Here is a 12,833-nt window from a genome sequence, read left to right as displayed (position 1 = left end):
CAAATCGTTTTGGTGATGAGTAAGCCGCTCCTGGAAACCGGGGCGGCTTTTTTGTATTTATCCACAGCGGTCAAAAAACGGTGAATTGTTTCTTATTGCCGTGGGGCACGTGGTCGGCAAGTATTTGTTTTTAAAGTCCGTGCTGTTGGCATGCGTGGGGCACGTAGGCATTGAAAGGATTATGAAAATTGAATTTTCCGTGTCTTCCCGAGCGCGCCATTTTAACTTCTCCTGAATTTGTAAGATTTCTGCGCTTGGTTTTGTGCCGGGTTGTTCGTGTGTCCTGTTGTCCGGCGTGTGCCGAATGACGTCTGCGCGGCAACAGAAAAGCCGGCCCGTTTCCGGCCCGGCTTGTCGCAGTCGTCGTTTCTCAAACTTACGCCAACCCTCAAAACACCCCGATCATGGGAGGCGGAATCGTGGGTGCTTGGTCTTAGCCGTATTCTGCCATGTCTGCGGCGACGGCGGCCTGCATTTCGTCGAGAATGTCTGGCAGGGCGCTCAGGACGCGGTTCCAGCGCGGCATCAGCGGCGTGGCGTCCGGCGTTTCCAGGAAGGAATTGCCGGCCTCGATGAGGTTCGAGGCAAACAGTTCGACAGCCTGTTCCTCCTTGTGGCGGTCGGTGGAAAGGCCGTTCATGCGCGCATCGTTGTGATAAACCTCGACGAGGTCGAGCGCGTTGCGGAAATAGGCGGCCTTCACCGTTCTGAGCGTTTCCTGCGAGAAGGTCACGCCGTCGGTCGCAAGCTTGCGGAACACGGCCTTGCAGATATCCGTCGACATGCGCGACAGGCCCTTCTGGGCGTCTTCCGGCGAAAGCGGCTGATGCTTGTGGTCATAGGCATCGGCAATATCGACCTGGCAGATGGCGGTGTTGGAATAATTGCGCCACAGCTCCGAAAGCACGCCGATTTCCAGGCCCCAGTCCCACGGAATGCGGATATCGGGCAGGATATGGGTGCGCATCGCGAATTCGCCGGCAAGCGGATAGCGGAAGGCTTTCAGATAATCGATATAGGGCTGGTGGCCAATGGTCTTTTCAAGGCTGAGCAGCAGCGGCGTGACCAGAAGCCGGGTGACGCGGCCGTTGAGCGAGCCATCGGCAATGCGCGGGTAATAGCCCTTGGAAAACACGTAAGGGAAGGCCGGGTTGGTGACCGGATAGACGAGGCGGGCCAGCATTTCGCGCGAATAGGTGACGATGTCGCAGTCGTGAAGGGCAACCACGGAGGAATTGCGCGCGCCGAGCACATAGCCGATGCAATACCAGACATTGCGGCCCTTGCCCGGTTCCTCCGGCGCAAGCGCGGCATCGCCAAGGCGGTTGTGAACGGCTTTCATGCGCGGGCCGTCATTCCACAGAACCGCATGCTGCTGCGGCAGGCGGCTGAAATATTTCAGCGCGTAACGGTACTGTTCCTCGTCAGCCTGATCGAGGCCGATGATGATGTTCGAGATATAGGGCACTTCCGTCAGATGATTGACGATATTGTCCAGCGCTTCGGCCTCGAGTTCGGAAAACAGCGATGGCAGGATCAGCGTGATCGGCCGGGTCGCGGAAAAGCTAGTGAGCTCGCGTTCGACCCGATGCAGCGAGCGCTCGCGCAGATTGTGAAGCGTTGCGACAACGCCATTTTGATGAAAATCAGCCATTGCAGGCGCTCCTGGTCTTTTTGTTGCGGCAAGGCCCGAAGACGGGCGGCCGAAAGGGGAAGGGCCTTACCTACCAACTATATTATGCCAATAATTGCAATATCATGTCGTTCCAGCCGGATGGGCCCGGCTGCTCGGATCGGGTGATGTGGCCCTCGCGCTCACGCTGGCTTTCTTCAAGCGGGGCGTGGGCGGGATTGGCGATGATAACCCCCCTGTCAGCGGCTTGAAGCATAGCGGCGTCATTGGGGGCGTCCCCAAGCGCGATGGTGAAGACGGGGCCGCCGGTCTTTTGCCGGAAAAACGCGGCGACACGCTTCATCGCGTCCGCCTTGGAGGTTTGCGGCATCAGCGTGAAAAAACGTCCGCCCTGGACTGCCTGAAAGCCGTTTTCCCGCAGATATGTGCGGAATGTTTCACGCTCCGCCTCACTGCCGGACCAAAGACCCGGTTCGGAAAAGCGCCGTTGCCGGGCAAGCCGCGCGGCTTCAATCCGCATGCCGGTTTTTTCGGCAACCGTTTCGTCGCTCCAGTCGCCGAACCCTTCGAATTTTGCTCTTAAGTCCGGCGGCATCGCGGCCAGCGTGGCGCGCAGCCGCTCATAGGTATCTTCGGCGTCATCCTCCGAAAGGCCGACAATTCCTGCGCCGTTTTCCACGATCATCGGGTCGTTTATGCCGATGTCCGCGGCAATCGGCCGCATCTCCGCCTCCGTCTTGCTGCTCGCCAGCACAATCGGGATGCCGCGCGCCTTGAGCGCTTCGAGCGCGGGGCGTGCCGGCTCGAGCGAATAGGTCTCGTGGTCGAGGAGTGTGCCGTCGAGATCGGTGAAGACGATTTTCATGGGCGGGCCTTTCGAATCTTGAAGCTTCACATCGCTAAACGCCTGCCATGCCGGTTTGTTGCCGGCCGGGATGTTCAGGCTCCGCCGGATTTTGCCAGAAACTGGCGGGCGGCATAAAGCGAGATCGCCGAGGCATTGGAGACATTGAGTGACTTGATCGGCCCCGGCATATCGAGGCGGGCCAGCGCCGTTACGGTCTCGCGGGTTTTCTGGCGCAGCCCCTTGCCTTCGGCGCCGAGCACAAGGGCGATCCTGTTGCCGTTCATCGTTTCTTCCAGGGGGGCGGGACCTTCCGAATCAAGACCGACGGAGGTGAAGCCCATGGCATGCAGTTCTTCCAGAGCCTTGGCGAGATTGGTGATCTGGATATAGGGAATATGTTCGAGCGCCCCGGAAGCGGACTTGGCCAAAACACCTGATTCGGCCGGGCTGTGGCGCATGGTGGTGATCACGGCGCCGGCGGAGAAGGCGACGGCGGAGCGCAGGATTGCCCCGACATTGTGCGGGTCGGTCACCTGGTCGAGCACCAGAAGGAGCGGGCTGTCATGCAGCGCATCCAGCTTGCGCACCGGCAGTGCCCGGGTTTTCAGCATCACGCCCTGATGGATGGCGTCTTCGCCCAGAATATCGTCGATTTCACGCGGGCGCACGATATCGACGGCCAGGTGTTTCGGCAACTCAAGGCCGTCCGTCAGCCGGGCAAACGCATTCTGGGTCACCTTCAGGGAGAGCAGCTTGCGCTCCGGATTTTCGATTGCAGCACGCACCGTATGCAGGCCGTACAGCAGCACCTCGTCGTCGCTGACGGGCAGGGGGCCGGGCGCCTTTTTCGGGCCGCGCCTGCCGGTTTTTTCGGGTTGTCCCTCGCGAAAACGCTTGGCATCGCGGTGCGCGCGTCTCAGCTTGGCGTAGTGGGCGTCCCTGGGGGAGCCGTTCTGGTCATCTTTTTTGCTCATGCGCCCCTTATAAAGCCGCAGCCGGCCTCAAGCTAGAGCCCTTCAGGTTTATATGGAAGCGTTCTGCGGCAAGGAATTTGCGCCAGAACCAAGGGCTTTGGCGCAGGGCATAGCCGAAGCTATGTCCAAGCCGAAGACCGCCGGTAATGGCGCAAATTAATGCCGCCCTTCAGGGTTTGCCGAAACCGGCCATCCACTTTGTCGAAGCCCTTCGCCATAGCTATGGCTATGCCGCGCGGGCTTCTTCGCGTGGAATGACCGGTTTGGGCAAACAGAACTGTTTCCATATAAACCTGAAGGGCTTTAGGCCATTGAAGCTGAAGAAAGCCGAAAGCTGCGTGTGCGGGAAAGCGGCTGTGATTTTTCTGTCATTTTTTTCTGGCGTCCCGTGTTGACAGAGCGGGGCGAGCCGGTCATATACGCGGCGCAGATCGACATCGCCCAACGCAATCGCGAACGGCCAGACGATCTGAGGCATGACTGCCGTCCAGGCTGGTACTGGAGGAGTGCGTGAGTGGTTAAAACGGACGGACTGTAAATCCGTTGACTTAGTCTACGTTGGTTCGAATCCAACCTCCTCCACCACCGGCGTCTGACATTTGGGCGGGTATAGCTCAATGGTAGAGCAGCAGCCTTCCAAGCTGAATATGCGGGTTCGATTCCCGCTACCCGCTCCAGATTTTACCGTGATTGATTCTCTATCCGACGTGGTTGCAGGGATATTGTAAATTCCCGTGATGCCGCTATCATGCGCGTCTATTGACTGAATGCAAAACGGCGCTTTGGGGCATGGAGGCGCCGGTTTCCCGTCACGGGACGATAATCTGTATCAACGGGTAGGGGCGGGGGCACGCTTTTGGCGTCGGCAACAGTTACGTTATGATGATGCAAGCGCTCATAGTTCCGGGCGGGCTGCTGATTCTGGCCGGAAGTTTCATTGTTGCCTGGTTTACCGGCGTGCGCCGCCTGTATCTTATTCTTCTGGCCGGTTCCTATGGAATGCTGGCTGTTGGCTTTTGCGCCATGATGCTGCGGGGGCTTTTGCCCGATGCCTTCATCCTGCCGGTTGCCAACGGTCTTTTCATCGCCACGCAGATCGGCCTTGCGGAGGCCCTGCTGCAGCGCCGGGGCAAAAGTTTCGGCATAGCGGTCAACATGGCCGTTTTCCTCATCACATTCGCGATCTATTGCTACTTCCTGTTTTTCGGTTCGACATTCGAACGCACACTGGCGATCAATGTCGCGCTCTTCCTGATCATGTTCGTCACCATGCTGCGTTTCTGGATCCGCAGGGACGACACTATCCATGACAAGCTGATTTTCTGGACCATCGTTGCGCTTGGTCTGGCCCATTCCGTCCGGTCAATCGGTATTTTCTATTCCGTCGACATCGTCGATCCGAATTCGATTTTCTGGCAGTTCATGCAGGTCTACATCCTGTTGCTGGCGATGGTTCTGGCGCTCGAGGTGCTGGCTGCGCATTTTGTGGAATCGCTCGACCGGCTGAACACCCTGCGCGACCGCGACAAGCTGACCGGTGTGCTGAACCGCGAGGGTTTCGACCGGGCTGTTGGGGGCTTTTATACCGATCGTTCGGCAACCCTCGTCGCGATGACGCTGCTCGATCTCGACAATTTCAAGGTTACCAATGACACGCTGGGCCATCCCGCCGGAGACATGGTGCTGAGAGCCTTCGGGGAAATCCTGCGGCGGGAGACGCGCGCGACCGATGTGATCGGGCGCATCGGCGGCGACGAGTTTGCCATCTTTTCCGTCGGGCTTGACCGTCAGGGCGCCTGCGTGATGGCGGAACGTATCCGCAATCATCTGAGCCAGCGCTGGTTTTCGGATGCCGGGATGGATTTCGAGGCAACCTGCAGCATCGGTGTGGCGACCGCGCGCTCGCAGGAGGGCTATGAAGCGCTTTATCGCATGGCCGACAATGCGCTTTACGGGGCAAAGCGGCTCGGTCGCAACCGGGTTGTGGCCGAGGGCGCGCCGTCCACTGTCGTGCGCGAGACATCGGTTCTTGCCGGGTGCTGATGGTTGCCGGGCTCCCGGCATGGGCTGCCGGCTGCCGCTGTCGGCCGCATCCAACGCGTTGACGCGGCGCTGTTTTTTCCCAAAACCGGCATTCACACGCGCAACCGGCCCGGTGAAACCTGTCGGCTTTCGGGCTCTGCTGTGGTCCGGCGTGTCAAAGTATTGAATTTGGTCTTGCTTATTGGCGGCGAAAGCCTTAAACGGCGGCACTAAACCGGTTCGCCGGGTCATCCGTGTTACCAGTTACAGGAAGCATTTTCATGGCAAAGGCAAAGTTTGAGCGGAGCAAACCGCACGTCAACATCGGCACGATTGGTCACGTTGACCACGGCAAGACGACACTGACGGCTGCGATCACGAAGTTCTTCGGTGACTTCCGTGCGTATGACCAGATTGACGCGGCGCCGGAAGAAAAGGCACGCGGCATCACCATCTCGACGGCACACGTCGAGTATGAGACGGAAAAGCGTCACTACGCGCACGTCGACTGCCCCGGCCACGCCGACTATGTGAAGAACATGATCACCGGTGCGGCTCAGATGGACGGCGCGATCCTGGTGTGCTCGGCCGCTGACGGTCCGATGCCGCAGACCCGCGAGCACATCCTGCTTGCCCGTCAGGTTGGCGTTCCGGCCATCGTTGTCTTCCTCAACAAGGTTGACCAGGTCGACGACGAAGAGCTTCTCGAGCTCGTTGAAATGGAAGTTCGCGAGCTGCTGGACTCCTACGAGTTCCCCGGCGACGAAATCCCGATCATCAAGGGGTCGGCTCTGGTTGCTCTGGAAGATGGCGACAAGGCTATCGGCGAAGATGCAATCCGCGCCCTGATGGCTGCTGTTGACGACTACGTCCCGACGCCCGAGCGTCCGGTTGACCAGCCGTTCCTGATGCCGATCGAAGACGTTTTCTCGATCTCCGGCCGTGGTACGGTTGTGACCGGTCGTGTTGAGCGCGGCATCATCAAGGTTGGCGAAGAAGTCGAGATCGTCGGCATCAAGGACACGCAGAAGACGACGGTTACCGGCGTTGAAATGTTCCGCAAGCTGCTCGATCAGGGCGAAGCCGGCGATAACATCGGCGCACTGATCCGTGGTGTTCAGCGCGACCAGGTTGAGCGTGGCCAGATCCTCTGCAAGCCCGGCTCGGTTACGCCGCACACGAAGTTCAAGGCAGAAGCTTACATCCTGACCAAGGATGAAGGTGGCCGTCACACGCCGTTCTTCACGAACTACCGTCCGCAGTTCTACTTCCGTACGACGGACGTGACCGGTGTTGTCACGCTGCCGGAAGGCACGGAAATGGTCATGCCGGGCGACAATGTTACGGTTGACGTCGAGCTGATCGTTCCGATCGCGATGGAAGAAAAGCTGCGTTTCGCTATCCGCGAAGGCGGCCGCACCGTCGGCGCCGGCATCGTGGCCGCTATCGTCGAGTAATTTCTGAACTTTCAGAAATTTATGAACCCCGTCGGGAAACCGGCGGGGTTTTTGTATGTCGGGTACGCCGCGTGATGGTCAGCGCCGGCGCAAGGCCTGTTGAATTTTCATGGTCAGCTGCGCGCAGGTTTCGTCGAAACCGGCCTCGTCAGTGCGGACAATGAAATCGCTGAACGCGCGTTGACCATATCCCTGATCAATCATCTCCCGGCTGCGGGCTATCTCGTCGGAACTGAGTACGCGTTGTCGCGCTGCGATGTGCGCCATATCGGCGATCAGGCCGATGCAGTGGCACTCTATGCCCGCGCGCGCAAACGTCTTTTGGAAGAATATCCAGTTGGTGCACCGTATCGGATAGGAAACGATCACCGCTGTTTGTGATTGCAGCTTGTCCTGGGCTGCCCGGGCGATGCCGCGGTTGGTCTGCAGGATTGATCGCAAGTAGCCCGGCGCGGAGAGATCGTCGCCGTCTATAAACCCGTAGCCGAGGCTGGCAGCGGCCGCGCGCCCGAGGGTGCTTTTGCCGACACCGATCGGGCCGTCCAGCAGAATGACCGCTTTCTGCATCGTGGCCCTCTTTTTGTTAGCCGCCCACCAGCAGCAACGCCAGCGGCAGCGTAAAGAACGACAGCACCGTCTGCACCGTGACGACGGCCGAATAAAGCCGTGCATCGCCGCCAAGCTGGCGGGCGAGGACGTAGCCATTCATGGCGGTGGGGACGCCGGCGCCGAGCACCATGATCGTCAGCGGCATGCCGGAAATACCGACAAACGACGCAAGCGTATAGATCATCAGCGGAAACAGGCCGAGTTTCAGCAGCGAGGGCAGCAGCACGATTGGTTTCGGTTTCAGTGCATCGGACAGCACAAGCCCCGCGCCGACCAGCACGAGGCCCATGCCGAGTGCTGCGCGGGCCACCAGGTTCAGTGCATCATAGACCGGCTGGTAGACCGGCAGCGCCAGCAGGTTGAAGGCAATGCCGACAAAGGCCGAGGCAATCAGCGGATTGGTGACGATCTTGCGGGTCATCATGCCGATATTGCGATTTTCAGGCGAAAACCAGACGAGCACGAAGACATTGATGAAGTTGAGCGGAATGATCGTGACCGTCATCATCAGCGAAATCACCGCCATGCCTTCAAGGCCGGCAGATTTGTCGGCAATGGCCAGCGCCACGAAGCCGTTCCATCGTGTCGCGGTCTGAAACACCGACGTGAAGGCGGAGGCCTTGATGCCCGTCGGTTTCAGCAAGGGCCAGAGCAAAATGGACAGCAGTGAAAGGATCAGCACGCCCGAAAGCGTGACCCAGGCGATGTCGCCGGCGGCAATGCTTGAAAAATCCGCACGGGCCAGTGTGGTGAACAGCAAAGCGGGAAAAAGAACGTAATAACCGAGCTGGTTCAGGCCGGCCCAGAACGCCTGGTCGAAGATCGGCAGCCGCTTCAGTCCTGCCCCGAGTGCAACGGTCAGAAAGATCGGCAGAACGCTTTCGAAGATGATCAGCATGCATGTATTCCGTGTTTTTATTGCCCGCCGGTTAACCGTCGGCGGGAAAGCCGCTTGCCAGCCGATACGATTTACTGTCAGAGAAGACAGGAGGAGGGGCGGAAAAGCAATGCTGGATCGGCGGACGCGGCAATTTCAGATCGGTGCGATGGGCGTTCTGCTGGCGGCGCTGCCGGTTGAACTCGTCGTCAGCGGCGCCATTCTGCTTGCTTTCGTTTTCGTCGATTACCTGTTCGACCCCAGACGCATGCTGCGCGATCCGGCAACCGGATGCGAGCCGTAGGTTTATACCAAGAGTCAATGATTAGAACGCATATGATGCGCGCTGGAATGGTCGTCCGAGTAGGAAAATACCGCAGAGCGATGCTCAAGCATCGCGCGAGGATTTTGACGCCCTCGGTGGCCATTCCAGCCGCACCCTTTCAGGGCCGGGCGATTTTGAAAGCCCGCGTCGTTGAAAATCCTCGCCGTAGCTATGGCTACGACTGCGGTTTTCGCCTAGCCGGCTTTCAAAATCGCTCCGGTCATATGCGTTCTAATCATTGACTCTTGGTATTAGTTCCGCGAAAGCCCCAAAAGCCGGTCCAGAGCGCCTTGCAGGATGAAGGATGCTGCGGCCGAATCGATCCGTCCGGCGCGCTTTTGCCGCGACACATCCATTTCCAGCAGCGCCCGCTCGGCCGCAACCGTTGAAAGCCGCTCGTCCCAGAAGGTGAAGGTGAGGGGCGTGATCGCCTCCATATTGCGCACGAAGGCGCGCGTCGACTGGACGCGCGGCCCGGAAGAGCCATCCATGTTGACCGGCAGCCCGATCACGAAAGCGGCGACCTTCTCCTTTTCCGCAAAGGCCAGCAGCGCCTCTGCATCTTTCATGAACTTGACGCGCTTGAGCACCGGGCGCGGCGTGGCGAAACGGCGCGACAGGTCCGAAAGTGCAAGGCCGATGGTCTTGGTGCCGAGATCGATGCCGGCAATGGCGGCGTGCGGCGGCAGGTGTTCGGCAAGTTCCTCGATTGTCAGCACCGTCATCTGGCTTTTCCCATGCTTTTGCCGCTTACCGATGGAAAATGGCGTGCGAGCGCATTACGTTTCATGCAATCGTGCTCAACTACCGCTTTGAAGGGAGAAATGCAAAATGAAGCTGACCTGGCTCGGACATTCCGCATTCCGGCTCGAGATCGCCGGTGCGACCATCCTGATTGACCCCTTCCTTTCCGGCAATCCCTCTTTCGAGGGGTTGGACAAGAAGACAGTGACGGAAGGCGTTACCCATATTCTCCTCACACACGGTCATGGAGACCATCTGGGCGACACCATTCCGATTGCCAAGGAAACCGGCGCCACCGTTCTCGCCAATGCGGATCTGGCCGCATGGCTCGGGTCGAAGGGGATCGAGAACCTGCAGCCCGGCAATACCGGCGGAACGGTCGATTTCGGCACGTTTACCGTCACCTTTACCAATGCGCTTCATTCCTCCGCCTTCATCACCGAAGACGGCGTCTCGCACGCGCTCGGCAATCCGAACGGGCTGATGCTGCACATCGATGACGAACCGACGCTCTATCACATGGGCGATACCGACATTTTTGCCGATATGGCGCTGATCAACGAACTGCACACGCCGGCAATCGGTCTCGTGCCGATCGGCGACCGTTTCACCATGGGCGGTGCGGTCGCAGCCCTTGCCTGCCAGCGTTATTTCAATTTCGACACCGTGATCCCGATCCATTATGGTACATTTCCGATCATCGACCAGACCCCGGAGGCCTTTGTAACCGGCATGGGCGGTGGCCCGACGGAAGTGCTGACGCCGAAACCGGGCGAAACGGTCGAGATCTGATCAAATGCCCCGTTGCGAAGGGCGGCGACGCCCTTTATAGCGTGGGGTGAAATGTTGAAACCGGAGAACTTTCATGTCCGTAGACACCGCGACCGTCAAACGCGTTGCCAGGCTGGCCCGCATCGCCGTCGATGACGAATCGGCAGAGCGCATGACCGGCGAACTGAACGCCATTCTCGGCTTTGTCGAACAGCTGGGCGAGGTTGATGTAAGCGGTGTCGAACCCATGACCTCGGTCATGCCGATGGAGATGAAAAAGCGGTATGATACTGTGACGGACGGCGACAAGGCCGACGATATCGTCGCCAACGCGCCGGAAACCGAGCGGAATTTCTTTCTGGTGCCAAAAGTTGTGGAGTGAGGGATGGTACAGCCGAAAATCGATATCGAGAGCCCCCAGCAGGACGACCTGAAGGCGCTCTTCACCGAATTGAAGACATCGCTGACGCGCATGTCGTCTTCCGATATGATCGACTACCAGCTGACCGTCGATGTCAGCGCCGTGGGCGCGACGAGCTTCGTTGCGCGTGTGGACGGAAAGCCGGTCGCAACGGGCGCGCTGGTGCGCCATACCGGCAGCGTGGCCGAAGCCAAGCGTCTGTTCACCGAACCGGCCTTCCGCAAGCATGGCATTGGCCGTGCGATATTGCGCCACATCAGTTCGCTGGCCAAGAGCGAAGGCTTCAAGGAACTCTACATCGTGACGGATGCCGAGTTGAAGGAATCGATCGCATTTTGCGAACATGCGGGTTTCGAACGTACTGAAACGTTTCTCAACCACAAACCGTCGAAGCAGTCCGTCTTCTTTCGCAAGGCGCTATAACAACACATAAAGTGAAGCAGATGACCGAACTGACCGCCCTGACCATCGCCGAGGCCCGTAACAAGCTTCAGGCGAAGGAGATCACCGCGACCGAACTGACGGCGTCCTATCTGAAGGCGATCGACGACTTTAACGGCACCTTCAATGCCTATGTCGCCGTCACCCACGAAAAGGCGCTGGCGATGGCAAAGGCCTCCGACCTGAAGCTGTCGCAAGGCTCCGGCGGTGCGCTTGAGGGGATTCCGCTCGGCATCAAGGATCTGTTCGGCACGCGCGATGTCCACACCCAGGCGGCTTCGCATATTCTGGACGGGTTCAAGCCGAAATATGAATCGACCGTCACCCAGAACCTCTGGGATGACGGCGCGGTCATGCTCGGCAAGCTGAACATGGACGAATTCGCCATGGGCTCGTCCAACGAGACCTCCTATTACGGTCCGGTGATCAACCCGTGGAAAGCCAATGGCTCCAATCGCGATCTGGTGCCGGGCGGTTCTTCCGGTGGTTCGGCGGCGGCCGTTGCGGCCAATCTGTGCGCCGGCGCTACGGCAACCGACACCGGCGGATCGATCCGCCAGCCGGCAGCCTTCACCGGCACGGTCGGCATCAAGCCCACCTATGGCCGCTGCTCGCGCTGGGGCGTGGTCGCCTTTGCCTCCTCGCTCGATCAGGCGGGGCCGATTGCGCGCGATGTGCGCGATGCGGCGATCCTGCTGAAATCCATGGCCAGCGTCGACGACAAGGACACGACTTCGGTCGATCTGCCCGTGCCGGATTACGAGGCTGCCATCGGCCAGTCGGTCAAGGGCATGAAGATCGGCATTCCGAAGGAATACCGCGTCGAGGGCATGCCGGAGGATATCGAAAAGCTCTGGAGCCAGGGCATTGCCTGGCTGAAGGATGCCGGCGCGGAAATCGTCGATATTTCGCTGCCGCATACCAAATACGCACTGCCCGCCTATTACATCGTGGCGCCGGCGGAGGCGTCTTCCAACCTTGCCCGTTATGACGGCGTGAAATACGGCCTGCGCGTGCCCGGCAAGGATATTGCCGAGATGTATGAAAACACCCGCGCTGAAGGTTTTGGCAACGAGGTGCAGCGCCGCATCATGATCGGCACCTATGTGCTGTCGGCCGGCTATTACGACGCCTATTACCTGAAGGCCCAGAAGGTGCGCACGCTGATCAAGCGGGACTTCGAAAACGTGTTTGCGCAGGGGGTCGACACGATCCTCACGCCGGCAACACCGTCGGCGGCCTTCGGCGTTGCCGATCAGGACCTCGCCAACGATCCGGTGAAGATGTATCTGAACGATATCTTCACGGTGACGGTGAACATGGCCGGGCTTCCGGGCATTTCGGTTCCCGCCGGGCTCGACGCAAACGGCCTGCCGCTCGGCCTGCAGCTGATCGGCAAGCCGTTCGACGAGGAAACCCTGTTCCGCACCGCTGCGGTAATGGAACAGGCAGCCGGTCGCTTCACGCCTGAAAAATGGTGGTGAGCCAGCAAGGGCCGGGCTTTCGCTCCGGCCCCAGACTGCTGACAAACCCTTGTTGCAGACACTCGGAGCTCGCCTAACCTCTGTCCGTCACCCCGGACTTGATCCGGGGTCCAGGGCGGTGGAACTCGTTGTATGCAAAGGGTTTAGCTTTGATAGTCTTCTATTTTTGGCCCTCGATGCCGGCTCAAGGCCGGCATGACGGAAGTGCCGGTGGGTACCTTTGTCAAT

General features: G+C 59.3%; 14 protein-coding genes and 2 tRNA genes. 9 read left to right on the top strand and 7 right to left on the bottom strand.

Annotation, left to right across the window (positions count from 1 at the left end; translation table 11 throughout):
• Positions 1-433: 433 nt before the first annotated feature.
• From ACHZCU_RS00535 to ACHZCU_RS00520, 4 genes are all read right to left on the bottom strand, one after another.
• On the bottom strand, positions 434-1,654 hold the full coding sequence (locus ACHZCU_RS00535; protein WP_319517219.1) for a glycosyl transferase: 1,221 nt from the start codon (positions 1,652-1,654) through the stop codon (positions 434-436).
• A gap of 82 nt (positions 1,655-1,736) precedes the next feature.
• The gene (locus tag ACHZCU_RS00530; RefSeq protein ID WP_319517218.1) at positions 1,737-2,498 is read right to left on the bottom strand and encodes an HAD-IIB family hydrolase; all 762 of its coding nucleotides are present in this window, start codon (positions 2,496-2,498) and stop codon (positions 1,737-1,739) included.
• Between the two features lie 74 nt (positions 2,499-2,572).
• Complete coding sequence (locus tag ACHZCU_RS00525) at positions 2,573-3,454, bottom strand: RNA methyltransferase (RefSeq protein ID WP_319517217.1); 882 nt, start codon at positions 3,452-3,454, stop codon at positions 2,573-2,575.
• A gap of 226 nt (positions 3,455-3,680) precedes the next feature.
• Entirely contained in the window at positions 3,681-3,932 is a 252-nt protein-coding gene (locus tag ACHZCU_RS00520; RefSeq protein ID WP_319517216.1) for a hypothetical protein, read from the bottom strand.
• A gap of 22 nt (positions 3,933-3,954) precedes the next feature.
• Here ACHZCU_RS00520 and ACHZCU_RS00515 point away from each other — a divergent pair.
• The 4 genes from ACHZCU_RS00515 (at position 3,955) to tuf (ending at position 6,933) form a co-directional block, all read left to right on the top strand.
• A tRNA-Tyr gene (locus ACHZCU_RS00515) sits at positions 3,955-4,039 on the top strand.
• An 18-nt stretch (positions 4,040-4,057) separates the two neighbouring features.
• Positions 4,058-4,131, top strand: a tRNA-Gly gene (locus ACHZCU_RS00510).
• A gap of 208 nt (positions 4,132-4,339) precedes the next feature.
• Complete coding sequence (locus ACHZCU_RS00505; protein ID WP_319517215.1) at positions 4,340-5,497, top strand: GGDEF domain-containing protein; 1,158 nt, start codon at positions 4,340-4,342, stop codon at positions 5,495-5,497.
• Between the two features lie 260 nt (positions 5,498-5,757).
• Positions 5,758-6,933 (top strand): elongation factor Tu, encoded by a 1,176-nt coding sequence (tuf, locus tag ACHZCU_RS00500; protein ID WP_319517214.1) that lies wholly within the window; start codon positions 5,758-5,760, stop codon positions 6,931-6,933.
• Between the two features lie 78 nt (positions 6,934-7,011).
• Here tuf and ACHZCU_RS00495 read toward each other — a convergent pair whose 3' ends face one another.
• Together ACHZCU_RS00495 and ACHZCU_RS00490 are read right to left on the bottom strand one after the other, a co-directional pair.
• Positions 7,012-7,500 carry a shikimate kinase gene (locus ACHZCU_RS00495; protein WP_319517213.1) on the bottom strand — a complete coding sequence of 163 codons (489 nt, stop codon included), beginning with the start codon at positions 7,498-7,500 and terminating at the stop codon, positions 7,012-7,014.
• A 16-nt stretch (positions 7,501-7,516) separates the two neighbouring features.
• Complete coding sequence (locus ACHZCU_RS00490) at positions 7,517-8,440, bottom strand: AEC family transporter (RefSeq protein ID WP_319517212.1); 924 nt, start codon at positions 8,438-8,440, stop codon at positions 7,517-7,519.
• A 109-nt stretch (positions 8,441-8,549) separates the two neighbouring features.
• On the opposite strand from ACHZCU_RS00490, the gene ACHZCU_RS00485 reads away from it, so the two are divergent.
• Positions 8,550-8,723 carry a hypothetical protein gene (locus ACHZCU_RS00485; RefSeq protein WP_319517211.1) on the top strand — a complete coding sequence of 58 codons (174 nt, stop codon included), beginning with the start codon at positions 8,550-8,552 and terminating at the stop codon, positions 8,721-8,723.
• 272 nt (positions 8,724-8,995) lie between these two features.
• Here ACHZCU_RS00485 and ruvX read toward each other — a convergent pair whose 3' ends face one another.
• A complete protein-coding gene (gene ruvX / locus ACHZCU_RS00480; protein WP_319517210.1) occupies positions 8,996-9,469 on the bottom strand; it encodes a Holliday junction resolvase RuvX in 474 nt (157 codons plus the stop codon).
• Positions 9,470-9,575: 106 nt separating this feature from the next.
• Here ruvX and ACHZCU_RS00475 point away from each other — a divergent pair, with 106 nt between their 5' ends.
• From ACHZCU_RS00475 to gatA, 4 genes are all read left to right on the top strand, one after another.
• On the top strand, positions 9,576-10,280 hold the full coding sequence (locus tag ACHZCU_RS00475) for a metal-dependent hydrolase (protein ID WP_106305159.1): 705 nt from the start codon (positions 9,576-9,578) through the stop codon (positions 10,278-10,280).
• Positions 10,281-10,353: 73 nt separating this feature from the next.
• Positions 10,354-10,641 carry an Asp-tRNA(Asn)/Glu-tRNA(Gln) amidotransferase subunit GatC gene (gatC, locus tag ACHZCU_RS00470; RefSeq protein WP_319517209.1) on the top strand — a complete coding sequence of 96 codons (288 nt, stop codon included), beginning with the start codon at positions 10,354-10,356 and terminating at the stop codon, positions 10,639-10,641.
• Between the two features lie 3 nt (positions 10,642-10,644).
• Entirely contained in the window at positions 10,645-11,103 is a 459-nt protein-coding gene (locus ACHZCU_RS00465; RefSeq protein ID WP_106305153.1) for a GNAT family N-acetyltransferase, read from the top strand.
• Between the two features lie 20 nt (positions 11,104-11,123).
• Complete coding sequence (gene gatA / locus ACHZCU_RS00460; RefSeq protein WP_319517208.1) at positions 11,124-12,605, top strand: Asp-tRNA(Asn)/Glu-tRNA(Gln) amidotransferase subunit GatA; 1,482 nt, start codon at positions 11,124-11,126, stop codon at positions 12,603-12,605.
• The last annotated feature ends 228 nt before the right edge of the window (positions 12,606-12,833 follow it).

Source organism: uncultured Martelella sp., assembly GCF_963677965.2.
GTDB classification, from domain to species: Bacteria; Pseudomonadota; Alphaproteobacteria; order Rhizobiales; family Rhizobiaceae; genus Martelella; species Martelella mangrovi.
Note: the sequence above shows the minus strand (reverse complement) of the source record. Positions and strands in the feature narration are given on the sequence as shown.